Origin of the sequence: Aureibaculum koreense (assembly GCF_034296135.1) — a bacterium.
GTDB lineage: Bacteria > Bacteroidota > Bacteroidia > Flavobacteriales > Flavobacteriaceae > Aureibaculum.
The window spans coordinates 57,801-82,116 of sequence record NZ_JAXKVV010000008.1 but is presented as its reverse complement, the minus strand read 5'-3'; the positions used below and the strand labels follow the sequence as shown (position 1 = coordinate 82,116).

The following is a 24,316-nucleotide window of genomic DNA, read 5'->3' as shown; positions in this document are numbered from 1 at the left end:
ATCTGACCAATTTTTGATCGAAGACTGCCAACTGAAGACTGTCAACTTATTTCATTCCCTTCATCATCTGCATCATTTTTTTACCGCCACCACCTTGCATCATTTTCATCATTTTGCTCATTTGGTCAAATTGTTTCATTAATTGATTTACTTCCTGAACCGAAGTTCCTGAACCTTTGGCAATACGTTTTTTTCTACTGGCATTAATTACGGAAGGTGTACTTCTTTCACTTGGCGTCATGGAATGAATAATAGCTTCAATTCCTTTAAAAGCGTCATCATCAATATCAACGTCTTTCATGGCCTTGCCAACACCAGGAATCATACCTACTAAATCTTTCATATTCCCCATTTTCTTTATTTGCTGAATCTGTTTTAAGAAATCATCAAATCCGAATTGGTTCTTTGCTATTTTCTTTTGTATTTTTCTTGCTTCCTCTTCATCATATTGTTCTTGGGCTCTTTCTACTAAAGAAACCACATCACCCATGCCCAAAATACGTTCCGCCATCCTGTCGGGATGAAAAACATCAATGGCTTCCATCTTCTCACCAGTACCAATAAACTTGATAGGCTTATCAACAACCGACTTAATAGATAATGCTGCACCACCACGCGTATCACCATCTAATTTCGTTAAGATAACACCTTCAAAATTCAATACATCATTAAAAGCTTTGGCAGTATTTACAGCATCTTGACCTGTCATGGAATCTACAACAAACAAGGTCTCTTGTGGATTTACCGCTTTATGAATGTTAGAAATCTCCGTCATCATGGCATCATCAACCGCTAAACGACCAGCGGTATCAATAATAACCACATTTTTGCCATTTGCCTTAGCGTATTTTATAGCGTTTTGAGAAATTTCAACAGGATTTTGATTGCCTTCTTCCGCGTAAACTTCTACATCAATTTGCTCACCTACTACTTTTAATTGATTGATGGCTGCAGGTCTGTAAACATCACAACCTACTAATAAAACCTGTTTTGATTTTTTCGTTTTTAGGAAATTCGCCAATTTACCAGAAAATGTTGTTTTACCTGAACCTTGTAAACCAGACATTAAAATTACGGTAGGCGAACCTCCTAAATTAATACCAACGGTTTCACCGCCCATAAGTTCGGTCAACTCGTCTTTTACAATTTTAACAAGTAATTGCCCTGGGTTTAGCGTAGTTAATACATTTTGCCCTAATGCTTTTTCCTTTACACGTGCAGTAAATTCTTTGGCAATTTTATAGTTTACATCGGCATCTAATAAAGCCCTACGGACTTCCTTTAACGTTTCTGCAACATTTATTTCGGTTATTTGTCCATGCCCTTTTAAGACGTGGATAGCTTTATCTAACTTATCACTTAAATTTGAAAACATTGGCGTTCTACATTTTTAGAGGTGCAAAGATAAGGATTACAAGTTAAAATTTTAAATGGTTGAGATGCGATTTTACAATAAAATTTGGTGTTACTATCTCTATTTGGTAACACAGAATTCGTATTAGTTATTTCCTCCACACTTTAAGTAGTAAAATACTTTATATTTGTAACAGCAATATCAGAAAATGAAACTAACTAAAACTAAAAATTTAACTTTCTACACTCCTGAAATTAACGATGATACTGGAGCCATTTTTGTTGATACTACTGTATCGGCAGGTTTTCCTTCACCCGCTGATGATTTTAAAGAGCAACGAATCAGTTTGGATAAAGAGCTTATTAAAAACAAGGAGGCTACGTTTTTTGCCCGTGTTAGCGGGCAGTCTATGATAGGTGCCGGTTTAAATGATAATGATCTTTTAGTAGTGGACAGAAGCTTAGAACCTGAAAATAATAAAATAGCAGTTTGTTTTATTGATGGGGAATTTACCGTAAAGCGTTTAAAAATAGAAAATGATTGCCTTTGGCTTCAACCTGAAAATCCTAATTACAAACCAATTAAAGTGACTGAAGATAATGACTTTATGATCTGGGGAATTGTAACAAGTGTAATAAAAAAAGTGTAATATTTATTTTCAGTAGCGTCCGGTAATGATGAAACATGATCGTAAGAAGCCTTGCAATATATAGCGTCCCTACGGGACGCTACTTTTTACAGGTTCTGTTTTTTTACCCATATTTTATACCTAACGGTATATTTGCCCCAGCGGGGCAATATGTTGGTAATCAACAAGATTCAATTAAACCGATGTCCCGTAGGGACATCATATAATTTTTAATCGGACACTACTGATTTATTTTACAAAACTTTGTAAAGCTATTTCATACCCTTTTAAACCAAAACCTACAATAACTCCAGCCGCATTGGCAGAAATATAAGAATGATGCCTAAATTCTTCACGAGCATAAACGTTGGAAATATGTACTTCTACAACAGGACTTTCAATCGCTTTTACGGCATCACCGATACCAACGGAAGTATGTGTGTAGGCTGCCGCATTTAAGACAATACCGTCGTAATCAAAACCTACTTCGTGCAGTTTATCAATAATTTCTCCCTCTATATTGGATTGAAAATAATCAAGTTGAATCCCAGAATGTTCCTTTTGCAAACTTTTAAAGTACTCTTCAAAAGAAGCATCTCCATAAATAGTGGGTTCGCGTTTGCCCAATAGGTTTAAATTTGGTCCGTTGATGATGATTATTTTCACTCGTTTTATTTTTTTAATTTAATATTGCAAGATATAAAAAAACTAACACCTGCAAATGACTTGGCAAAACGCTTTACAAGATTACCAATTGTACCTAAAAATTGAAAGAGGTCTATCTGCCAATTCTGTTGAGAGTTATACCCGTGATGTAGAAAAATTAATCTTTTTTTTGGAAGTAAATGAAATTAAAATCTCTCCAAAAACAATTTCTGATGAAACCATCCAACAATTTGTTTACAGCGTTTCTAAAGAAGTAAATGCCAGAAGCCAGTCGAGAATTATATCGGGATTACGTAGCTTTTTTGATTATCTGATTTTCGAAAATTATAGAAAGGACAATCCCACTCAAATTTTAGAAACTCCAAAAATTGGAAGAAAACTTCCTGATACCTTGGCTTTGGAAGAAATTGACCTGTTAATAAAACAAATTGATTTAAGTACGCCCGAAGGCGAACGCAATAGAGCTATGCTTGAAACTTTGTACAGCTGCGGCTTACGCGTTACAGAATTAATAACTTTAAAAATATCAGATTTGTTTTTTGCCGAGGGCTTTATAAAAGTCACTGGAAAAGGAAACAAGGAACGTTTTGTGCCTATAAACATTGAAACACAGAAATACATTACCATCTACATCAAACAAATTAGAAGTCATATCAGTATAAAAAAGGGATTTGAAGATACCTTATTCTTAAACAGAAGAGGAAAACAGTTAACCCGAAATATGATTTTTATGATTATAAAAGATTTGGCACTAAAAGCCGATCTCGGCAAAACTGTAAGTCCACATACTTTTAGACATTCATTCGCTACACATTTATTGGAAAATGGAGCCGATTTGCGTTCCATCCAACAAATGTTGGGGCACGAAAGCATTACCACCACAGAAATTTATATGCATGTTGACAAAACTTTTTTAAAGGAAGTGGTGGAGAAATATCATCCGAGGAAATGAGCAGAGAACCCACGCTTTTCGCGTGGTGTGAATCGCTCATCCCGGACGAACAGAGTAAGGTTCGGGATCTCATTAAGCAGTTGGCCGTGTTTGGTCAGAAGTAGCGAAAATAATTCTTGTTATATTAATGAGATTGCCACAGGCATATTACATAGTCGTTCAATGATAAAATTTTTTCAAATGCCTTCGCAATGACAATAGCATCAAATTATTAGTCCAGAATTTTCTCAAAACAAAAACTATTTTCAACACCAGCATATTGCCCATAGTTGGATATTCGCTTAAAACCGCTTTTTTCATACAGAGCGATAGCTTCGGGTTGATTTACACCCGTTTCTAGAATTAGTTTTTTAAAATTTAATTCTTTTGCCCAATTTTCCAACTCGGTAAGTATTTGTGATGCAATACCCTTACCTCTACTTTTAGGCAAAGTAAACATTCTTTTCACTTCCATTATATTGGACTCAAATTCTTTGATAGCTCCACAACCCAAAGGAATTTCATTTTCATACAAAACTACAGTATGTTTAATACTGTCCAATTTATTGAACTGATTGTAGAAATCGTGGTCTTCACCATCGCGTATGGCTAAATCGGCATCTAGTAATTTTACCAAATCGATAAAATCTTTATTTTTAGAATTGGTTCTAACCAGCTTTATCATTGCCTACTAATTTATCGTTAATTTTCTTTCAGGCAAAATTTTGAAAATTGAGTATGTAAGTCTTTGTAAACCTCTCCCACTTTTCCGTTACCGATTAATTTATCATCAATTTGTACAACAGGCATCAATTCTTTGCTAGAACTTGTAATAAATACTTCATCCACATCGTACAATTCTGCGATAGTAATATCCGCTAAGGTTATTGATGGCTTCATCTTCAATAATTTTTTCCGGGTAATGCCTTCTAAAATATTTTCTTTTGGAGTTGAAATTTCTCCATTTTTTACAACAAAAACATTAGCCCTAGAAGTTTCGGTAACATAATCTGTATAATATAAAACATCCGTTGCTTGTGATTCTTTTAGTTCTTGATGCAACATTTGAGGGAAAAAATAATCGGTACTTTTAATTTTAGGGAAAGTTCTTTGGTGATTTTTACTGAGTAGTTTAATGCCTTCTGTATAATCACTTGGATTGTTTACGCTTAAAATACCAGATAAAATAATTAAAGTAGAAGTTGATAAAGTCCCAAAATTTGATGATGAACCTGCGGTTAAAGTAATCCTAATATAACCATGTTGTACTTTATTGACAGCTTGTAACTCTAGAATTTTATTACGCAACTCATCCTTAGTATAAGGATTAGGGATTTTAGAAAGCTGAATGGAATTGATAAACCGGTCCAAATGATCCTCTAGAAATCGGAACTTTCCATTGACCATCCTAAAAAAATCAAAAACGGCATAGGCTCTGTTCAAGCCCAGATCATAAGCACTTATTTGGGCGTTGTCGCAATCAATTACCTTGTCGTTAACGAATCCTTTCAAAATAGGCATGTATTACACGTCATAAGTTCCCTCCCTTCGGGAGGGTTAGGGTGGGCTTTACTTAGCTATATTAACCGCTCTCGTCTCTCTAATTACCGTTACACGAACCTGACCGGGATAGGTCATATCATTCTGAATTTTTTGCGAAATATTAAAGGATAGTTCAGATGCTTTTATGTCATCTACTTTTTCACTTTCAACGATAACACGCAACTCCCTACCTGCTTGAATTGCATAGGCTTTTTGTACACCGGTAAAACCAAAAGCAACATTCTCCAAGTCTTTTAACCTTTGGATATAAGAATCTAATACTTGGCGTCTTGCACCTGGTCTCGCACCCGAAATGGCATCACAAACTTGAACTATCGGAGCAAATAAAGATTTCATTTCAATTTCGTCGTGGTGTGCACCTATGGCATTGCAAACATCAGGTTTTTCACCGTATTTTTGAGCCCATTCCATACCCAATAAAGCGTGTGGTAACTCGCTTTCCGTTTCAGGAACTTTACCAATATCATGTAATAATCCAGCTCTTTTGGCCACTTTAGGGTTTAAGCCCAATTCCGCTGCCATTAAGGCACAAAGGTTGGCAACTTCACGCGAGTGCTGTAATAAATTTTGTCCGTAAGAAGAACGGTATTTCATTCTGCCCACCACTTTTACAAGCTCTGGATGCAGACCGTGTATTCCCAAATCAATTACGGTACGTTTACCCACTTCAACAATTTCTTGGTTTATTTCTTTTGAAGTTTTGGCTACAATTTCTTCTACCCTGGCTGGGTGAATTCTACCATCAGTAACCAATTTATGCAACGATAACCTAGCAATTTCCCTACGGATTGGATCAAAACAAGAAAGTATGATAGCTTCCGGTGTATCATCAACAATAATTTCAACTCCTGTGGCAGATTCCAACGCCCTAATATTACGGCCTTCCCGGCCAATAATCCTACCCTTAACGTCATCAGATTCTAAATTAAAAACAGAGACGCAATTTTCAACGGTTTGTTCAACACCAATACGCTGAATTGTACTTAAAATTATTTTCTTTGCTTCTTGTTGGGCAGTCAATTTAGCCTCTTCAAGTGTGTCTTGGATATAGCTCATAGCATCCGTTTTGGCTTCTTCTCTTAAAGATGTAACCAACTCTTTTTTAGCATCTTCTGCGGAAAGCCCAGAAATTACTTCTAAATGCTCAACATGCTTTTTATGTAATTTTTCGGCCTCGGCTTGTTTCTTTTCCAAGAATTCGATTCTGTAGTCGTAGTCGGCCGCTTTTTCCTCTAGTTTTTTATTTAGTTTGGTAGTTTTATCAAGTTCTTGGGCTACTTTAGACTCTTTTTCACGTATTCTTTTTTCGGCTTCAGAAACTTTTTTATCCCTGCTTAGAATCACTTTTTCATGTTCAGCCTTTAATTCGATAAATTTTTCTTTCGCCTGTAATACTTTATCTTTTTTTAAGACTTCAGCGTCTGTTGTAGCTGTTTTAATAATTGATGAGGCTTGCTTTTTTGCATCTTTTAAAATTGCCGATGCTTTGTTTTTTTCAAGGGTTTTTGCAATAACAAAACCGATTATCAAACCTACTACAATACCAATTATTATTGGTAATATCATTCCTTCCATTGTTTTAGTTTTAGGTAAATTGGTATATTGGAACCCATTTCAGTATTTAAAATGAGTTCATAAAAAAAGCCTACATCTAGAAAGGTTTTTTAAACTCCTTGTAAGACAAGTTTAGGGCTAACTGGCTGATCAAGAATCCGCGATGGTAAATGAATTTACACATACGGCATGCTTTACTAGCTTAGACTCACCCTTTTTAAAAAAATAATGTTGAGTTTAATGAACAAATAACTAAATGTAGGCAGTAATTGTTATATTTTAAAGAACGTATTATAAATGAGCATCTAAAACCGAGCTCATTTCAAGTAATTTTTTTTCTATCTCTTCACCATCTTGGTCGTTATAAATACTTTTCACTTCTTGTAAAGATGCAAATTGCAATGCACACATAGCTAAAACGTCTTGCTTATCCCTTACTTCATAGTTCTCCTCAAAACGTTTTATCAAATCGTTTATTTTCTTTACAGCTTTTCTCACGCCTTCCTCCTCACCTTCACTATTTATTGTTAAAGGATAAACTCTATCGCCAATAGTTACTTTTATTCTTAACTTCTCATCCATTGGGCTTACTCACTTAACTGCAATATGCACTTATCAATTTCGCGTATTAATGTATTTATTTTCAATTTTGTTGTATGCTTATCCTCTTTGCAGCCTACCATCGCATTTGCAACCTTTAATGATTCGTATTTATTTTCAATAGCACTTAAAGATTCTTGCCCTTTTTGAACTTCTTGAACTAATTTTTCGCTTTTTTCCAACAATTGTTGGTTTTCTATCTTCAATAATTCATATTTGGTCAGTAAGTTTTCAAGCTTACCTTGCAGTGAATCAACTATTTCTAAAACGTTACTCATTAAATACAGAGATTCTAAACATTATCAACAAATTTAGTGTTCTATTTAGAATTAACCAAGGTTTTTTAAATTATTATTGAATATTAAGCTTGAAATATTGATAATCAGCATATTAATTATAGTCATTTATAATATTTTTTAATTCAATTTTGAATGATTATTTTTGCCGCTATCATGAGAAGAATTTTATCGATCAGTATAGTATTATTTAGCTTTTTAAACGGTTTTGCACAAGCTAATTATCCTAAAGATTATTTTAGAAGCCCTTTGGAGGTGCCTTTGATTTTATCGGGTACCTTTGGTGAATTGCGTACCAATCATTTCCATGGAGGATTAGATATAAAGACGCAACAACGTGAGGGATTAAACGTGGTAGGTATTGCTGATGGCTATGTTTCTCGAATAAAAATACAACATTGGGGCTATGGTAAAGCCTTGTACGTTACACATCCCAACGGATATACTTCTGTATATGGGCATTTAAAAAAGTTTGCTCCCGAAATTGAGATGTATGTTAAAAAACATCAGTACGCAAAAGAGAGTTACACATTGGAACTATTTCCCAAAGCCAATGAACTAAAAGTTGAAAAAGGAAAACTCATTGCTTACAGTGGTAATTCGGGCAGTTCTGGCGGGCCACATGTACATTTTGAAATTCGTGACGGCAAATCAAACCCAATAAACCCAATGTTTTTTGGTATTGACATTCCAGATTCTCAAAATCCGCTTATTAGAGCGGGGGTTGTATATTCTTTTGGGGATTCTACCCATGTAGATGGCACAAACGATATTAAGGAACTTATCATTAAAAATAAAAACGGCAACTTGGTTGCCAATCCGATCGAGGCTTATGGAAAAATCGGAATAGGTGTTAACGCAGTCGATAAATTGGATGGAGCTTTGAACAATAACGGTATTTTTAATTTGCAAATGACCGTAAACGGCAAAAAGGTATATGAGCACGAAGTGAATACTTTTAGTTTTGCCGAAACACGTTACATTAATACACTAGTAGATTATGAAAGATACTATCAGAAAAGGCAAAAAATTCAAAAGTGCTTTGTAGAACCTTCCAATAAATTGAGCATTTACAGAGCTTTGGAAAACAATGGCTACATTAACATTGAAGACGGATTATCGTACAACATTGAAGTTATTGCGAAAGATTTTAAGGGAAACATCACCAAGCTGATTATCCCCATAAAAGGAAAAAAAGCAGATAAAATTGTTAAAAAAGCTATTGAAAAAACACCTCATTTCTTTAGGGCATACGAGTTTAACAAACTCAATAAGGAAAATGTAAGTGTTGCTTTTCCTAAAAATAGTTTCTACAAGGATATTTATTTTGATTTTGACTATGATGGCAAAATTGTAAAATTGCATAACGGTGGAATTCCCTTGCACCGTAACTTTACATTGACTTTTGACATTTCCGATTATCCCGCCAAGGATAAGAAACAGGTTATCATAGCATCAATTAATAAAAAAGGGAGATTATCTTATGCTTCCACCAAACGAAAAGATAACAAACTTTATACATTGAGTAGAAGTTTAGGAAATTATACATTGGCTATCGATTCTATTGCTCCTAAAATTAGCCCCACCAATTTTAAGGATAAACAATGGCTTTCAAAATACCGTTATTTGAAATTGAAAATAACCGATAATCTTTCGGGAATAAAATCGTACCGTGGCGAAATAAATGGAAAATGGGTACTTTTTGAATATGAACCGAAAAAAAACATGCTTACTTACGATTTTAACGACGGTAAATTAGAGGGCAACAAACACAAGTTAAAACTAACGGTTGTTGATAATGTAAACAATACTAATGTGTATATTGCAACGTTTAATACTAAATAAAGAAGGAAGCCCGAAGCGTTAAGACGGAAGTGAAAAAAGGTACGAGTTATGAGTTTCTGAAACTGGAATTTGAAGATAAAACTACTTTTTAGTTCTAATGTCAGTTCGAGTGATGCTTCTGGAATGTAATTTGCTTAATGTAAAGGTTACGCATCGTATCGAGAACAGCTTCTCGATACATTTTCTTTTCCGCTGTCGCTCTAAAGAAAACACTCGAATTGACGTTTTGAGTAACCTCAATTCAATTAAGCAACTAAAAAATCATAATCAAGAGCCGATTGAAGTACTAAAATTATATTTTACCAAAGACAATCATTGTTGAAAGCATCAATTTCTTTTTTAGCCCTATTTTTTTTACTCGTCACCTTTGCTTTTGCCCAAACGGCAACTATAAAAGGTACGGTAAAAGATGAAGATGGCAAACCTGTTGATAATGTTTCTGTAACTTACAATCAACAAGGAACTACAACCGACAGCAAAGGCAAATACGAACTTACTATTCCTGCAAATGTTGAAATCACCATAACGTTTAGCCATATTGCATTTACCTCAATCAATAAAAAAGTAAAAGTTCCTAAAAACAGAAACTTGTTTTTTTCTCCTAAACTTAAAGTAAAAATCGAAGAAATAGAAACGGTTACCATAAAAGACAAAAAAGATGAGGCTCAGGGCATTGACAAAGTACCCATAGAAACTATAAATGATTTACCAAGTGCCAATTCTGGCATTGAAGGCACTTTAAAAAATATTGGTTTGGGCGTTAGTGGTAATAACGAATTGAGCACACAATACAATGTTAGAGGAGGAAATTATGATGAAAATTTGGTCTATGTTAATGGCATTGAAGTCTATCGTCCTTTTTTGGTGCGATCAGGGCAACAGGAAGGGTTAAGTTTTGTTAACCCAAACCTAACGCAAAATGTAAAATTTTCGGCAGGAGGATTTCAAGCCAAATATGGTGATAAATTATCGTCTGTTTTAGATATCACCTATAAAAAACCTAAAGAATTTGCAGTTGGATTAGAGGCAAGCTTACTTGGCGGAAGTTTAACCGTTGAAGGAATTTCTAAAGACAATAAACTCTCGGCAATTTTAGGTGCTAGATATAGAAATAACAGTCTATTTGTCAATAAAAAGGATATTGAAACCAATTTTAAACCCAATTTTACGGATGTTCAGACGTATATTTCCTATCAATTTAATAATCGGTTAAGTTTAGATTTTTTAGGAAACTTCTCCTTAAATAATTATAAATATACACCCATAAGCCGACAAACGAAATTTGGGACATTAGCTGAGCCAAAGGCTTTAGTAGTAAATTATAGAGGTAAAGAAATCGACCAGTATTTAACACTTTTTGGTGCTTTAAAAGGTACCTACTTGGTAAATGAAAATCTTAAGTTAGAACTGACCTCATCCGCCTATAACACCCAAGAAGAAGAACATTACGATATTTTAGCATTTTACGGTATTGGTGACGTAAATGCCGATTTTGGCAGTGACAATTTTGGCGATGTTGAATTTTCACAAGCCATTGGCTCTCAACTAGATCATGCCAGAAACGATTTAGACGCTTTAATTAGAAATATTCAACTGAAAGCGACGTTGAAAAAGGACAAACATCTTTTTGAGTTTGGAGCAAAATACCAATTGGAAGACATAAAAGATAGAATTATTGAATGGGAAGTGATAGACTCCGCAGGGTTTTCATTGCGACCTCCGCATCTATTACCACGCAACGACGAACCTTACAATCCTTATACTGGGCCAATCGTGCCTTTTACAAGTATTAGAGCTACAAATAACGTTCAAATCAACAGAATATCAGGTTTTGGACAGTGGAGCATGTCAACCTATATTGGGGATCATCAATTATGGTTTAATGCTGGTGTTAGAGCTCAAAATTGGAAGGTAAAAGCAGAAGGTATTGAAGAAAAAGGGCATACAGTTATAAGTCCCAGAGCACAACTTGCCATAAAACCCGATTGGGAAAAAGACATGCTTTTTAGGGCATCAGGTGGGTATTATTATCAACCCCCGTTTTATAGAGAATTAAGAGATTCATTAGGTATGGTACATCCAGAAGTTAAAGCACAACGTTCTATTCATTTTGTATTGGGCAATGATTATAGTTTTAAATTATGGAACAGACCCTTTAAACTCGTAACCGAAGCCTATTATAAAATCCTATCGGATGTGAACCCGTTTACCGTTGATAATGTCCAAATCCGATATCGTGCAAAAAACAATGCCAAAGCCTATGCTATGGGATTTGATGCCCGTATCAATGGGGAATTTGTAGAAGGTACGGAATCTTACTTTAGTTTTGGCTATCTAAAAACTGAAGAAAATATTGATAATCAAGGCTATATTTCACGGCCTACCGATCAGCGATTGAAATTTGCCGTGTTATTTCAAGATTATGTTCCTAATTACCCCAATTTAAAAATGTATTTGAATATGGTGTATAATACGGGAGTTCCGGGCGGTTCACCTTCGTATGCCAATCCTTATATTTTTCAAAATAGATTAAAAGATTATTTTAGATCGGATATTGGTATTTCTTATGTTTTTAAAGATGCTGAAAACACGACCAGCATCAAATGGTTAAAAAATTTTAAAGAATTCTCTTTAGGTATAGAGCTCTTTAATATGTTTGACGTACAAAATTCAATAACCAATACTTGGGTTAGAGATATTGCTTCATCACGGTCAATAGGCATCCCTAATTTTTTGTCGGGCAGGGTGTTGAATGTGAAATTGAAGATCGGGTTGTAAAAGCCCATCCCTAGCCCTTCCCTGTGCCTCCGCTTCGCAACCGCTAAAGCTTTTAGCGAACGCGGCAAAGCTATGGCGACACGCGGAAAGGGAAGGGAACTTAGAACGCGTAGTTTTTAGGTCCTAAGAAATTCTCTGTGAATCTCTGCGTTTCTCTGTGAATCTCCGTGGTATAACTTATCAACCACAAACTACAAACCACAGACAGAGAAATTCTTTAAATCCAATTTTAAACCTTTCTCAACGTTATTAGTCTAAAGACAAAATCTATTTATTGATAGCCGAAACTGAACTCATATCGGAATTGAAAAACCCGCTAACACAAGAAAAAGCGTTTAGCGGGCTTATGTCTTTATATAAAGAGCGTTTGTATTGGCATATACGTAAAATAGTGATCTCTCATGACGATGCCGATGACGTTTTACAGAATACTTTTATTAAAGTGTATAGAAATATTGATAAATTTAATGCAGAAAGTAAAATTTACTCTTGGATGTATAGAATTGCCACCAACGAGTCCATTACCTTTATTAATAAAAGGGCTAAAATACAAAATGTTGATGTTAATGAACTGCAAGGCAAAATGGTACAGAATTTAGAATCTGATGTGTATTTTAATGGTGATGAAATTCAACTCAAATTACAAAAGGCCATTGCTACATTACCACAAAAACAACAATTGGTATTTAATATGAAATATTTTGATGCTATGAAATATCAAGACATTTCCGATATTTTGGAAACCTCGGTAGGTGCGTTAAAAGCCTCATACCATCATGCAGTAAAAAAGATAGAGAAATATATAACAGAATAACTTTTAAACTATTCCAATAAAACAGAGTCTAAAATTAAAATGAAGAAAAGTAAACTAGAAAATATTAAAAAATCAGGATTTAAAACGCCAAAAGATTATTTTGAGACGTTTGAGGATTCTGTTTTTGTCAAAATGTCTAGTGATAATTTTCCTAAAAAAGAGGGATTTAAAAGTCCTAGTGGATATTTTGATTCTGTAGAAGACAGTTTGTTCGAAAAACTAAATCTTGAAAAAACTAAAAAAGAAACAGGATTTAAAGTTCCTGAAAATTATCTAGAAACTGTTGAAGATAAAGTTTTAAAAACTATTAAAAACAAACAAGAAGAACCCAAAGTAATTAATTTTAAGACTGTTTTCTTAAAAAGATTAATCCCAATTGCTGCGGCGGCTTCATTATTACTGTTTATTTTTATAAATTACAATCAAACAACCAAAGATGTTAATTTAGACCAATTGGCTTCAACTGAAATAGAACAATGGATTGATGATGATTTAATTACCTTTGACACTTACGAAATTACCGAAGTATTTGATGATGTAGAATTGGAAAGTCAACCTATTTTTGAAGAAGAAGATATAGAAGACTACTTAAATGGCACGGATATTGAAAGCTTAATACTAGAAAATTGATGAATATAAAAAAATTCATATTTGGAATATTATTATTTACGGTGTTCATGGGATTTGCCCAACGTAATGATAACGACAAAATAAAAGCTTACAAAACCGCTTTTATTACAGATGCATTGGAATTAACTTCTGACGAAGCTGAAAAGTTTTGGCCAGTTTATAATGCGTATGAAAAAGAATATCAGAAAATTAAAATTGCGAAAACGCGACAAATATTTAGAAAAATTAGAGCTGCAGGTGGTGTTGACAAATTAAGTAATGCAGAAGCAGATACAATTTTAGAAGAATTTTTAGAGATTGATGTTAAAGTGGCTGAAGCCAAAGAAAAATTAAAAAAGGATTTAACTGGTGTTATATCGGCTAAAAAAATGATAAAATTAATAAGTGCAGAACAAAATTTTAATAAGGAGCTACTGAAACGATTTAGAAATAGAGCAGGTAATCCGGAAAGAAACTAATTTACCATTCAATTTGGTAAGATGATGTTATTTTTTAAATTTGCACCCGAAAAAAGAAAAGAAAAAGATGAAAAAATTACAATTAATTGCCTTCTTGGCTTTTGCTATGTTCTCAGTTTGTAGTATAAACGCACAATCTGAAACGGACACTTCAAAAAAAGCTACCATAAACAGTTCGGAAAAAACACCAGAAAAAATCACTTTTAAAGATATTGATTATTACATTATTGATGGTGTTTGGTATGCAAAAATTAACAAAAAATTTGTGTTGAGAACGGCCCCTAAAGGTGCTAGACTTAAAAACTTACCCAAAGGTTGCACAACTAAGGTTTTGGGAGGCACTAAATACTATACGTTAAAAGGAATTTTTTATAAAAAACTAAAAAACGGAATGTACGAAGTAGCGAGACCGTAGTTTTAGTAGGCAGTGTTCAGTTGGCAGTTGGCAGCTTTTTCTGGCTTTTCCCAAATTCTGAACTTTTACCCGTCCGTATCCGCCAACTGGCGGAGAAGGCGGGCATTACTCTGAACTATTTAACTCGTAACCATATACATTTTCTCTCGTTGCTCTTTTATCTTCTTATCTTCAAAATAATCATCAAAGGTCATATACCTATCAATTGCTCCAGATGGTGTTAGCTCTATTACTCTGTTGGCAACCGTCTGTGCAAATTCATGATCGTGCGTTGCGAACAACACAGTTCCTTTAAAGTTTTTAAGCGAATTGTTAAAAGCTTGAATTGATTCTAAATCCAAGTGGTTGGTAGGTTCATCCAACATCAGCACATTGGCTCTCAACATCATCATTCTTGATAACATACAGCGAACTTTTTCACCACCTGAAAGGACATTACATTTTTTAAGGGCTTCTTCTCCACTAAAAATCATTTTCCCTAAAAATCCACGAATATAGACTTCTTCGCGTTCTTCTTCGGTAGTTGCCCATTGCCTTAACCAATCGACCAAACTCAAATTATTATCGAAGAAATGTGAATTTTCCAAAGGCAAATACGCTTGTGTGGTAGTTACGCCCCAAGCAAACTTTCCTGCATCTTGTTTCATATTTCCATTAATAATTTCAAAAAATGCGGTAACCGCACGAGAATCTTTTGAGAAAATTACCACTTTATCTCCTTTGGCCAAATTGATATTGATATTATCAAATAACAATTCACCGTCAATTGATTTTTGCAATCCTTCAATATTTAATATTTGATCACCAGCCTCACGCTCTCGTTCAAAAATTATAGCAGGATAACGTCTGCTAGATGGTTTTATATCAGAAATATTCAATTTTTCAATCATCTTTTTTCTACTGGTTGCTTGCTTAGATTTAGCAACGTTAGCAGAAAAACGACGGATAAACTCTTCCAATTCCTTTTTCTTTTCTTCAGCCTTTTTATTTTGCTGAGAACGTTGACGAGCAGCTAATTGACTAGATTCGTACCAAAAAGAATAATTACCGGAATAGTGATTAATCTTTCCAAAATCAATATCAGAAATATGCGTACAAACGGCATCTAAAAAGTGCCTATCGTGCGAAACGACAATTACCGTGTTTTCATAATTGGCCAAAAAGTTTTCTAACCATTTAATGGTTTCATAATCCAGATCATTGGTAGGCTCATCCATAATCAGCACATCCGGATTTCCAAATAAGGCCTGTGCCAATAGCACACGTACCTTTGCCTTACCGTCCAAATCTTTCATCAATGTATAATGCTGTTCTTCTTTTACTCCCAAATTCGACAATAACGCCGCGGCATCGCTCTCTGCGTTCCAACCGTTCATTTCTTCAAATTCCACTTGTAGCTCACCAATTTTTTCAGCATTTTCATCGGAATAATCAGCATACAAAGCATCAATTTCAGTCTTAACCTTAAAAAGTTGTTTATTACCTCTTAACACGGTTTCCAAAACAGGATATTCATCCGCAGCGTTGTGGTCTTGCGACAGTACCGACATACGCTTTCCTTTTTCTAAAGAAACCGTACCCGAAGTAGGATCTATCTCACCTGAAATAATCTTTAAAAAAGTAGATTTTCCGGCACCGTTCGCACCGATTATTCCATAACAATTGCCTTGCGTAAAAATGGTATTTACGTCGTCAAATAAAATGCGTTTTCCGAATTGTACCGATAAGTTAGAAACTGATAACATTTTTGTTTTTTTAAATTCCGTGCAAAAGTAAGGAATGCTTAGTTATTAGCGAAACTAACAGAGCCATAATTTAACATCACATTAACTAAATTTAGCATTATGAATGGCTAATTTTGTCTTGTTCAGTAAAACCTGATGAATTTGGTGAAACCATTACATTTATTTTTTACCGGTAAATTTTTATTTTTATTGCTTTCTGCACTTTTATTTTTGAGCTGTAAGAATAAAACCAAAACAGATGTTGCCTATTTTGGCGGTCAAATTATCAATCCGAAATCCGATAAAGTTTATTTTTATAAAAACGATGAATTATTGGATTCCTCTAAGTTGAGTGTCAACAATAAATTCTTAATAAAATTAGACAAATTTTCTGAAGGATTTTACAAGTTTGTTCATGGCAACGAATATCAAAATCTATATATGGAACCTAGTGACAGTTTGTTAATTAGGTTAAACACATGGGACTTTGACGAATCATTGGTTTTTAGTGGAAAAGGTGCCGAACGCAATAATTTTTTAATCAATTTATTCTTAATCAATCAAAAAGAAGACAGATCGTTCAATAAATTTTATAAGCTAAATGACAGCTTGTTCCAACTAAAAATAGACTCCGTATTAAAATTAAAAAACCTACTTTACTCACAGTTTAAAGCTGAAGTTCCAGAAAATTCTGTGTTGTTCGATAAATTAGTAAACGCAGCAATTAACTACCCTGCTTATACGAAAAAGGAAATCTATCCTTATAACAATATGAAAGTCTTAAAGTCAGAAAAACATCCTGAAATTAACCCGATCTTTTTTAAATTTAGGAAAAATATTAATCTAGATGATGAAGAATTAATAGGGTTTTATCCACATGAGAGTTATGTTAGAGCTTATTTGATCCATTTGGCGTATGAGAAACAGGTACTTGATAGTTTTAAAAGCGATCTGGATGTAAATATGATGCAAGCTGCACTTGAAAACGTTAAAAACGAGACCGTAAAAAATAAATTTTTGCATATTGGAATTTGGTACACTTTATTAAATGAAAATACTTCCCTTAAAGAAAAAGAAAGAGCAACACGTTTATTTTTTGACCATTCAACTGATGAAAAGAGTGTAGCAGCTATATCCAATTTAATCGAGGTTTCCAAGCAATTACCAAAAGGAAAAAAAATTCCAGACATCTCACCTCTTAACTTTGAGAATAAAATTGTTGAGCTTAATAAGGTCATTAAAAATAAAAATACAGTAATATGTACTTGGCCCGATGATTCTAGTGAAATGGATAATTTTGCCAAACGATTTAATTATTTAGAAAAAAAATATCCTAATTATTTATTTATTGGTCTCACATCTTCTTACCAGGAAAAAGAATGGAAAAACCTAATTAAAATAAAAAAATTGAATAAAAACAGTCATTACCGTATTGATAAAGGTATAGATTGGTTAGATATTAATTTTCCAAGAGCAATTATAATAGACAAAGAGGGCAAAGTTCAAAACAATTTGACACATTTGGCCAACCGCAGTTTTGAAAAGCAGCTTAAACAGCTCAAATAGTTATACCTTTATAGAAGCCTTTGTAGAACCTACCATCGAAGTATCTATTGCCTAAATTCACCTCTTCTTCGTTGTAAAACTTGCCAATATCTAGATATTAGCTTCATTTTTCGCCTCAAATAGGTAAATTTCTGCTAATAAATCTTTTCGCGTTAGGTTCTGCAAAGGCTTCTTATAATTAATTTTAAAAACGGGCATTAATCGTTAAAATAAGCCTACTTTTGCACACTCATAAACAAAAAGGCTTATTTATCTGCTAAGACAGCACAATTGGGAAGCCTTAGTTTGATAAATTTTTAACATATGTCTTTATTTAATGAACTCGGCCTACGCCAAGAAATTGTCAATGCCTTAACCGATCTAGGTTATGAAAAACCTACTCCGATCCAAGAACAAGCAATTCCGCAAATTATTAATTCCAAAAGTGATTTAAAAGCATTTGCACAAACTGGTACCGGCAAAACCGCTGCTTTTAGTTTACCAATTCTAGAAAAATTGGATTTTGACAGTAAGTCCACCCAAGCAATTATTTTGTCGCCTACGCGAGAGCTGGCTATTCAGATAGGTAAAAACATTGAAGAGTTTTCCAAATACCTAAAACGTGTTAATGTGGTAACCGTGTACGGCGGTGCCAATATTGACGAACAAATACGCGGATTAAAAAAAGGTGCTCAAATTGTTGTGGGAACTCCCGGTAGAACCGTTGATTTAATAAAACGCAAAAAACTAAAGCTAGAAGATATTAAATGGGTGGTACTTGATGAAGCCGATGAGATGTTGAACATGGGCTTTAAGGATGATTTAGACCAAGTTTTAGAAGTTACCCCAAAAGAAAAACAAACCTTATTGTTTTCCGCTACTTTTCCTAGAGAAGTAGATGCCATTGCTAAAAACTACATGATGAAACCTGTAGAAATCAGTGCTGGAAAAAAGAACGCTGGTGCGGATAAAGTTTCACACGAATATTATTTGGTTTCTGAAAAAAATAGATACCCTACGCTAAAGAGATTGGCGGATGTCAACCCAGATATTTATGCTATCGTATTTTGCAGAACACGAAGGGAAACAAAAAATGTAGCAGCAAATTTAATTGATGATGGTTATAATGCAGATGCTTTACATGGCGATTTATCTCAGGCTCAGCGAGATATTGTAATGGAGAAATTCCGAGCAAAACATTTACAAATTTTAGTAGCTACAGACGTTGCAGCAAGAGGTTTAGATGTTGATGATTTAACCCATGTTATCAATTATAAATTACCAGATCAGGCAGAAAATTATACACATAGAAGCGGTAGAACGGGCAGAGCCGGCAAAGAAGGTATTTCCATTGCCATTATCAATAACAGAGAAAAAAATGCCCTAAAACCCATTGAAAATAAAATTGGTAAAAAATTCGTTCACCAACAAGTACCTGGCGGTAAAGAAATTTGCGAAAGACAATTGTTCAAGTTGATTGAAAAGGTAAAAGATGTTGAAGTTAATGACGAACAGATCAGTCCTTATTTAGACAGCATTTACGACCAATTAAAAGATATTGACCATAACGAATTGATAAAACGTTTTGTTTCTATTGAATTCAACCAATTTTTATCGTATTACGAAGATGCAGAGGATCTAAACGGCGATGATTCTAAAAGCAGACGAATTACCGATGAAAATTTTACCCGTTTTTATATAAATTTGGGTAAAATGGATGGATTGAATCCTGCCAAATTAATGGGTCTTATTAACGAAAACCTAAAAAAGAGAGATGTAGAAATTGGACAGATTGAAATTCTTAAAAGCTTTTCCTTTTTTGAAATTGACAAAGCTTATGCCGATAAAGTGGTTGAATCATTTCAACATGCTGAATTTGGTGGTAGATCTTTGATTGTAGAAGTAACTACAAAACCAAAAGGCGGTGGAAGAAGAAGTGGTAAAAAACGTGGTTTTGGTGGCAATAGAAATTCTGGAGGAAGAGATAGGCGTTCAGGTGGTGGAGGTTATAAGGGTAAAAGCTCTGGTGGTTATAAAGGTGGAAAAAAGAAAGGTAGCTTTAGTGGAGGTAAGAGAAGTGGGAAACGGTAAATAGGTAAGAGGTACAAAATTCGAGGTACGAGGAAAAAAGTTATGCCTGCCTTCGCAAAAGCTACGGACGGGTAAAAGTTCAGAGTTATAAGTTCAGAATTTTTCTCAAATCTTACATCTAATTCACATATTTCGTTTTCTTTACAAAACTCAACACTATGAAAGAAGTCAAAAAGAAAATCGCTAAAAACAATACGCTCCATTGCATGGAATCTGTTATGGTGATTAACGCTCCAAAAACGAAGGTTCCCAATACAATGGCTATTTTTTCGGTTACATCGTAAAAGCTAAAATATGTCGCGTGATCCGTAGTTTCGGGCAAGAGTTTAGAATATGTTGATCTCGATAAAGATTGAATCGCACCTAAAACCAACCCTATAAATCCGGCCAAAACATAAAAGTAAATATCCACGTCTTCTTGATTTTTATCAAGTAAGAATGCCAAGAAGCATACCAATCCCCAAATGGCAATAGTTATTTTTAAGGTAGCTATGTTACCTAATTTACTTGACAATCTAGAAAATATAAAGGCTCCAGCAATTGCCACAATCTGAACTAGTAATATGGCCGCAATAAGATTTGTAGTTGGCAATCCCAATTCTTTAGACCCAAATACACCCGCCATCAATACTATGGTTTGAACGCCAACACTAAATAGGAAAAAGGAAGTTAAAAATGTCTTTAATGCCGGATAATTTACCAAGTCTTTAAAAACCAGTTTTAAGGCTCTAAATCCTTTCCAGATATAATCATTTTCCGGTTTTTTATGAAATACATTATTGGGTAATCTTTTGAATGTTATTTGTGCAAAACCTAGCCACCAAACACCCACCAATACAAAAGTTAATCGTGTGGGCATGGCACTGTCAACAAAACCAAACCATTCTGGTTTTTGTATCATTATCAGGTTGATTAGCAACAATAGAATTGAACCTGTATATCCAAATATAAAGCCTTTTGCACTCACTTTATCTTGTTGTTCCGGAAAAGCTACTTCGGGCAAATAAGCATTGTAAAAAACAATACTTCCCCAAAAACCTATACTTGCTAAAATTGTAAAAACTATTCCTACCCATAAGGTATCAATTCCTTCAAAGAAAAATAAACTCATTACGGATAGCGATCCCAACAAACAAAATGCTTTTAAAAATTTCTTTTTATTTCCAGTATAATCAGCAATACCCGATAAAATTGGGGAAAGGAAAGCGACAATTAAAAAAGACAATGACAACGCGTAATTGTACAAGGTAATCGGGTCAAAATTTCCTCCTAAAAAAGAAACTGTTTTATAGCTCTCGGTAACTACTCCATAATAAATAGGAAAAACTGCGGTGGAAATCACTAATGAATAAACTGAATTTGCCCAATCGTAAAATGACCAAGCATTGATAAGTTTTTTATCGCCTTTTTTTAACATAGAAATGGGTTGGTTGATAAACAAAAAAGCCGTATTTCAATTGAATTACGGCTTACAATGTACTAATAAATATTAATTTAATTGGCTAAGGCTTTGGCATTAAATTTTTTCGCCATAACCCTTGCTTTAGGCAAGTACGCTCTTAAATCAGCTATTCTAGACTGGTTTGATGGGTGCGTACTTAAAATTTCCGGTGGTGCTTGGCCTCCACGTTCGCTCATTCTTACCCAAACTTCGGCCGCTTCCTCACCGTTATATCCTGCCATTATCATAAATACCAACCCTAATCTATCAGCTTCACGCTCATGTGTTCTACTAAAAGGTAACATAACCCCAACTGTGGAACCAATACCATAAGCGGTATTCCAAATTTGCTGTTGTTCAGGCGATTTATTTGCGGTAGCTACAGCCACGGCTACTCCACCTAGTTGTTGAAGCGTACCTGTTGACATCCGTTCTTGCCCATGTTTCGCAAAGGCGTGGGCTACCTCGTGCCCCATTACTGCGGCAATACCATCTTCATTTTTACAGATAGGCAAAATGCCAGTATAAAAAACTACTTTACCTCCTGGCATACACCAAGCATTTACAGTTTCATCTTCTATCAAATTAAATTCCCATTTATAACTATCTGCTTCAGCTTTCATACCATTTACACGCATAAATCTATCAACGGCCTGAGATATCCTCGCTCCAATATCTTTTATCTGCTTTGTTTTAGCAGCATTATCAGACAATTTGTTTTCTTCTAAAAATCCCTTGTACTGAGCAAAAGCCATAGGTAACACCTGAGCATCACTTACAAAATTTACTCTTTTCCGACCCGTTATTGGTACGGTACTACAGCTTATTAAAAACAGCAATACAAGAGTTAAGGCAATTATTTTTTTCATGTGTTAATTTTTTAAAGTTTTTAATTGTAAAAGTAAATATACAAAAATTGATTAACTTCGTAAATGTATAATTTTACTGCTATTAATTCAAACTTAATGCCAAACAAAAACACTTTTGAAGTTCCAAGTTCTATTGTTCGTACAGGTCAATTATTACAATTGTTTTCTACCAAATTAGCGGCAAAATTTGTAAACAAGCTTTTTGTTACACCACCGCAATTCAAGATACCTGAAAGAGAGGAAATGATGCGAAAAAGTGCAAAGAATATTTTGGTTGACATACAGTCTATCCAAAAGGAAGTAAATATTTATGAGTACGGCTTTTCTAAAACCAAAATACTATTGGTTCATGGATGGGCCGGAAGAGGAACACAACTTTATGAGATTGCCGATAAGTTACTAGAAAACGGAATGATGGTTATTAGTGTTGACCTACCAGCACATGGTCTTTCTGCAGGAAAAACAACTAATTTATTGGAATGTATTACTACACTAGAGCATTTGAACGAAAAATACGGTCCGTTTGAAGCCGCAATAGGTCATTCGTTTGGAGGCATAACTTTGTTAGCTTCTTTGGCTAAACACTCATTTTTAAAGAAATTGGTTGTTATTGGTATTGAAGGTTCTAACAATAAAATTTTAGATCTATTTGTGAAAAAACTGAACTTAAAACCTAAAGTTGCTAAATTGATGAAAAAACAAATAAAGTCTAAATTTAACGTAGATCTTGAATCATTGGCAGCTCTTGAAAGTGCTAAAAAAATTATTATTCCCACTTTAGTGGTACATGACACACAAGATAACGATGTTGATGTAAGTTCTGCCTATAAAATACGTCAAAACTTAACAAATGGAAGACTCTTAATTACCAACGGTTTAGGGCATAGAAAAATATTAAGAGACCATGATACCATCTTTAGAATTATTGATTTTCTTAAAAAATAAAATATGAAAAAAATACTCGCTTTATTATTTATTACACTAATGACAAGTTGCACAGGCAATGCTCAAAAATCTAAAAAAGAAAACAAAAAAATGACTGAAAACAAAGACAAAATTGTAAAAACCGAAGCGGAATGGAAAGCTCAATTGACCGACCAAGAATATTATGTTTTACGCCAAAAAGGTACAGATAGAGCTGGAAATGGGGGCTATACCAAACATTTTGAAAAAGGTACCTATGTCTGTAGAGCATGTGATGCACAGTTATTTAAGTCAGGTAGTAAATATGAAAGTAACTGTGGTTGGCCATCGTTTGATGATGCCATACCAGGCACTATAGACTTTACAAGGGATACCAGTCACGGCATGATTCGTACTGAAATAACATGTACAAAATGTGATGGACATCTAGGTCATATTTTTGATGATGGTCCAAAAGAAACCACAGGTAAACGTTACTGTGTAAATACTAGCTCAATAAAATTTGTTCCTGCTGAGAAAAAATAAGCCCCTCCCTAACCCTCCCCGAAGGGAAGGGAACATGCCGAGTAAACAAAGTTGTCTTACTATATTTATTTGAAATTTTATCAATAAAATGGACTCCAATTATATAGAAAGTATTCAAAAGCAATTTGCCTATTATAAAAGTTTGGGCGATAAAACTTTTGAGCAAATTAATGATGCTGAAATTCATTGGCAGTTTAATGAAGATAGTAATAGCATTGCCATCATCGTTAAACATATTGTAGGCAATATGTTATCACGTTGGACAAATTTTTATACCGAAGATGGCGAAAAAGAATGGCGACACAGAGATACGGAATTTGAAGATACCTACACTTCAAAAGCTGAAATGGTTACTGCTTGGAACAAGGGTTGGAACTGTTTATTCGAAATCATAAAACCAGTTAAACCCAAAGATTTACAACGTATTGTTTACATTAGAAGCGAAGGGCATACCGTTTTGGAAGCCATCAATAGACAATTATGCCATTACGCTTATCATACAGGGCAATTGGTTTATGTGGGTAAATTAATAAAAGGCAATCAGTGGAAAAGTCTTTCCATACCTAAAAATCAATCTTCTGCATATAACAAAGAAAAGTTTGATAATGAAAAGCATCGGGGTCATTTTACTGATGATTTATAGTATCTTTAGCCAAACATTCTAT

23 protein-coding genes and 1 other RNA gene are annotated in these 24,316 nt (G+C 34.3%); 13 read left to right on the top strand and 11 right to left on the bottom strand.

Annotation, left to right across the window (positions count from 1 at the left end):
* Positions 1-46: 46 nt before the first annotated feature.
* Positions 47-1,375 carry a signal recognition particle protein gene (gene ffh / locus UMM65_RS09315; protein ID WP_321976234.1) on the bottom strand — a complete coding sequence of 443 codons (1,329 nt, stop codon included), beginning with the start codon at positions 1,373-1,375 and terminating at the stop codon, positions 47-49.
* 187 nt (positions 1,376-1,562) lie between these two features.
* Between ffh and UMM65_RS09310 the strand changes: the two genes are divergently transcribed.
* Positions 1,563-2,003 carry a LexA family protein gene (locus UMM65_RS09310; RefSeq protein ID WP_321976233.1) on the top strand — a complete coding sequence of 147 codons (441 nt, stop codon included), beginning with the start codon at positions 1,563-1,565 and terminating at the stop codon, positions 2,001-2,003.
* 228 nt (positions 2,004-2,231) lie between these two features.
* On the opposite strand, the gene aroQ is transcribed toward UMM65_RS09310, so the two are convergent.
* On the bottom strand, positions 2,232-2,648 hold the full coding sequence (aroQ, locus tag UMM65_RS09305; protein ID WP_321976232.1) for a type II 3-dehydroquinate dehydratase: 417 nt from the start codon (positions 2,646-2,648) through the stop codon (positions 2,232-2,234).
* 55 nt (positions 2,649-2,703) lie between these two features.
* Here aroQ and xerD point away from each other — a divergent pair, with 55 nt between their 5' ends.
* Positions 2,704-3,600: a site-specific tyrosine recombinase XerD gene (xerD, locus tag UMM65_RS09300; protein ID WP_321976231.1), complete on the top strand. Its 897-nt coding sequence runs from the start codon at positions 2,704-2,706 to the stop codon at positions 3,598-3,600.
* A gap of 211 nt (positions 3,601-3,811) precedes the next feature.
* Here the strand turns inward: xerD and UMM65_RS09295 are convergent, their stop codons facing one another.
* The 6 genes from UMM65_RS09295 to UMM65_RS09270 form a co-directional block, all read right to left on the bottom strand.
* Positions 3,812-4,264, bottom strand: a complete 453-nt coding sequence (locus UMM65_RS09295; protein ID WP_321976230.1) for a GNAT family N-acetyltransferase — start codon at positions 4,262-4,264, stop codon at positions 3,812-3,814.
* 17 nt (positions 4,265-4,281) lie between these two features.
* Entirely contained in the window at positions 4,282-5,100 is an 819-nt protein-coding gene (locus UMM65_RS09290; RefSeq protein ID WP_321976229.1) for an aminotransferase class IV, read from the bottom strand.
* Between the two features lie 48 nt (positions 5,101-5,148).
* Positions 5,149-6,717 carry a ribonuclease Y gene (gene rny / locus UMM65_RS09285; protein ID WP_321976228.1) on the bottom strand — a complete coding sequence of 523 codons (1,569 nt, stop codon included), beginning with the start codon at positions 6,715-6,717 and terminating at the stop codon, positions 5,149-5,151.
* Positions 6,718-6,808: 91 nt separating this feature from the next.
* Positions 6,809-6,933, bottom strand: a non-coding RNA gene (gene ssrS, locus UMM65_RS09280) — 6S RNA.
* Between the two features lie 54 nt (positions 6,934-6,987).
* A complete protein-coding gene (locus UMM65_RS09275; protein WP_321976227.1) occupies positions 6,988-7,278 on the bottom strand; it encodes a cell division protein ZapA in 291 nt (96 codons plus the stop codon).
* Between the two features lie 5 nt (positions 7,279-7,283).
* Entirely contained in the window at positions 7,284-7,574 is a 291-nt protein-coding gene (locus tag UMM65_RS09270; RefSeq protein ID WP_321976226.1) for a hypothetical protein, read from the bottom strand.
* A 153-nt stretch (positions 7,575-7,727) separates the two neighbouring features.
* On the opposite strand from UMM65_RS09270, the gene UMM65_RS09265 reads away from it, so the two are divergent.
* The 6 genes from UMM65_RS09265 (at position 7,728) to UMM65_RS09240 (ending at position 14,532) form a co-directional block, all read left to right on the top strand.
* Positions 7,728-9,437 (top strand): M23 family metallopeptidase, encoded by a 1,710-nt coding sequence (locus UMM65_RS09265; protein WP_321976225.1) that lies wholly within the window; start codon positions 7,728-7,730, stop codon positions 9,435-9,437.
* A gap of 318 nt (positions 9,438-9,755) precedes the next feature.
* Entirely contained in the window at positions 9,756-12,215 is a 2,460-nt protein-coding gene (locus UMM65_RS09260) for a TonB-dependent receptor (protein WP_321976224.1), read from the top strand.
* Positions 12,216-12,489: 274 nt separating this feature from the next.
* Positions 12,490-13,029, top strand: coding sequence for an RNA polymerase sigma factor (locus UMM65_RS09255; RefSeq protein WP_321976223.1), 540 nt, complete (start codon positions 12,490-12,492; stop codon positions 13,027-13,029).
* Positions 13,030-13,068: 39 nt separating this feature from the next.
* Positions 13,069-13,659, top strand: a complete 591-nt coding sequence (locus UMM65_RS09250; protein WP_321976222.1) for a hypothetical protein — start codon at positions 13,069-13,071, stop codon at positions 13,657-13,659.
* The gene (locus UMM65_RS09245; RefSeq protein WP_321976221.1) at positions 13,659-14,117 is read left to right on the top strand and encodes a sensor of ECF-type sigma factor; all 459 of its coding nucleotides are present in this window, start codon (positions 13,659-13,661) and stop codon (positions 14,115-14,117) included. Before UMM65_RS09250 ends, UMM65_RS09245 begins: the two co-directional genes overlap by 1 nt.
* 67 nt (positions 14,118-14,184) lie before the next feature.
* Positions 14,185-14,532, top strand: a complete 348-nt coding sequence (locus UMM65_RS09240) for a DUF6515 family protein (RefSeq protein ID WP_321976220.1) — start codon at positions 14,185-14,187, stop codon at positions 14,530-14,532.
* 119 nt (positions 14,533-14,651) lie between these two features.
* On the opposite strand, the gene UMM65_RS09235 is transcribed toward UMM65_RS09240, so the two are convergent.
* Positions 14,652-16,277, bottom strand: coding sequence for an ABC-F family ATP-binding cassette domain-containing protein (locus UMM65_RS09235; RefSeq protein ID WP_321976219.1), 1,626 nt, complete (start codon positions 16,275-16,277; stop codon positions 14,652-14,654).
* Positions 16,278-16,412: 135 nt separating this feature from the next.
* Here UMM65_RS09235 and UMM65_RS09230 point away from each other — a divergent pair, with 135 nt between their 5' ends.
* Both UMM65_RS09230 and UMM65_RS09225 read left to right on the top strand, forming a co-directional pair.
* Complete coding sequence (locus tag UMM65_RS09230; protein WP_321976218.1) at positions 16,413-17,822, top strand: TlpA family protein disulfide reductase; 1,410 nt, start codon at positions 16,413-16,415, stop codon at positions 17,820-17,822.
* A gap of 303 nt (positions 17,823-18,125) precedes the next feature.
* Positions 18,126-19,892, top strand: a complete 1,767-nt coding sequence (locus UMM65_RS09225; RefSeq protein WP_321976217.1) for a DEAD/DEAH box helicase — start codon at positions 18,126-18,128, stop codon at positions 19,890-19,892.
* 118 nt (positions 19,893-20,010) lie between these two features.
* Here the strand turns inward: UMM65_RS09225 and UMM65_RS09220 are convergent, their stop codons facing one another.
* Both UMM65_RS09220 and UMM65_RS09215 read right to left on the bottom strand, forming a co-directional pair.
* The gene (locus UMM65_RS09220) at positions 20,011-21,309 is read right to left on the bottom strand and encodes an MFS transporter (protein WP_321976216.1); all 1,299 of its coding nucleotides are present in this window, start codon (positions 21,307-21,309) and stop codon (positions 20,011-20,013) included.
* A 77-nt stretch (positions 21,310-21,386) separates the two neighbouring features.
* Entirely contained in the window at positions 21,387-22,202 is an 816-nt protein-coding gene (locus tag UMM65_RS09215; RefSeq protein ID WP_321976215.1) for a M48 family metallopeptidase, read from the bottom strand.
* Between the two features lie 96 nt (positions 22,203-22,298).
* On the opposite strand from UMM65_RS09215, the gene UMM65_RS09210 reads away from it, so the two are divergent.
* The 3 genes from UMM65_RS09210 (at position 22,299) to UMM65_RS09200 (ending at position 24,294) form a co-directional block, all read left to right on the top strand.
* Positions 22,299-23,147, top strand: a complete 849-nt coding sequence (locus UMM65_RS09210) for an alpha/beta fold hydrolase (RefSeq protein ID WP_321976214.1) — start codon at positions 22,299-22,301, stop codon at positions 23,145-23,147.
* Positions 23,148-23,150: 3 nt separating this feature from the next.
* Entirely contained in the window at positions 23,151-23,651 is a 501-nt protein-coding gene (msrB, locus tag UMM65_RS09205; RefSeq protein ID WP_321976213.1) for a peptide-methionine (R)-S-oxide reductase MsrB, read from the top strand.
* A gap of 88 nt (positions 23,652-23,739) precedes the next feature.
* Positions 23,740-24,294 (top strand): DUF1572 family protein, encoded by a 555-nt coding sequence (locus UMM65_RS09200; protein WP_321976212.1) that lies wholly within the window; start codon positions 23,740-23,742, stop codon positions 24,292-24,294.
* The last annotated feature ends 22 nt before the right edge of the window (positions 24,295-24,316 follow it).

Coding starts and splice junctions, on each gene's coding strand:
- ffh (WP_321976234.1), bottom strand. CDS start 1,375: ATGTTTTCAAATTTAAGTGATAAGTTAGATAAAGCTATCCACGTCTTA.
- UMM65_RS09250 (WP_321976222.1), top strand. CDS start 13,069: ATGAAGAAAAGTAAACTAGAAAATATTAAAAAATCAGGATTTAAAACG.
- UMM65_RS09290 (WP_321976229.1), bottom strand. CDS start 5,100: ATGCCTATTTTGAAAGGATTCGTTAACGACAAGGTAATTGATTGCGAC.
- UMM65_RS09220 (WP_321976216.1), bottom strand. CDS start 21,309: ATGTTAAAAAAAGGCGATAAAAAACTTATCAATGCTTGGTCATTTTAC.
- rny (WP_321976228.1), bottom strand. CDS start 6,717: ATGGAAGGAATGATATTACCAATAATAATTGGTATTGTAGTAGGTTTG.
- UMM65_RS09270 (WP_321976226.1), bottom strand. CDS start 7,574: ATGAGTAACGTTTTAGAAATAGTTGATTCACTGCAAGGTAAGCTTGAA.
- UMM65_RS09235 (WP_321976219.1), bottom strand. CDS start 16,277: ATGTTATCAGTTTCTAACTTATCGGTACAATTCGGAAAACGCATTTTA.
- UMM65_RS09215 (WP_321976215.1), bottom strand. CDS start 22,202: ATGAAAAAAATAATTGCCTTAACTCTTGTATTGCTGTTTTTAATAAGC.
- UMM65_RS09200 (WP_321976212.1), top strand. CDS start 23,740: ATGGACTCCAATTATATAGAAAGTATTCAAAAGCAATTTGCCTATTAT.
- UMM65_RS09265 (WP_321976225.1), top strand. CDS start 7,728: ATGATTATTTTTGCCGCTATCATGAGAAGAATTTTATCGATCAGTATA.
- UMM65_RS09295 (WP_321976230.1), bottom strand. CDS start 4,264: ATGATAAAGCTGGTTAGAACCAATTCTAAAAATAAAGATTTTATCGAT.
- UMM65_RS09230 (WP_321976218.1), top strand. CDS start 16,413: ATGAATTTGGTGAAACCATTACATTTATTTTTTACCGGTAAATTTTTA.
- UMM65_RS09275 (WP_321976227.1), bottom strand. CDS start 7,278: ATGGATGAGAAGTTAAGAATAAAAGTAACTATTGGCGATAGAGTTTAT.
- UMM65_RS09210 (WP_321976214.1), top strand. CDS start 22,299: ATGCCAAACAAAAACACTTTTGAAGTTCCAAGTTCTATTGTTCGTACA.
- xerD (WP_321976231.1), top strand. CDS start 2,704: ATGACTTGGCAAAACGCTTTACAAGATTACCAATTGTACCTAAAAATT.
- UMM65_RS09225 (WP_321976217.1), top strand. CDS start 18,126: ATGTCTTTATTTAATGAACTCGGCCTACGCCAAGAAATTGTCAATGCC.
- msrB (WP_321976213.1), top strand. CDS start 23,151: ATGAAAAAAATACTCGCTTTATTATTTATTACACTAATGACAAGTTGC.
- UMM65_RS09310 (WP_321976233.1), top strand. CDS start 1,563: ATGAAACTAACTAAAACTAAAAATTTAACTTTCTACACTCCTGAAATT.
- UMM65_RS09240 (WP_321976220.1), top strand. CDS start 14,185: ATGAAAAAATTACAATTAATTGCCTTCTTGGCTTTTGCTATGTTCTCA.
- UMM65_RS09245 (WP_321976221.1), top strand. CDS start 13,659: ATGAATATAAAAAAATTCATATTTGGAATATTATTATTTACGGTGTTC.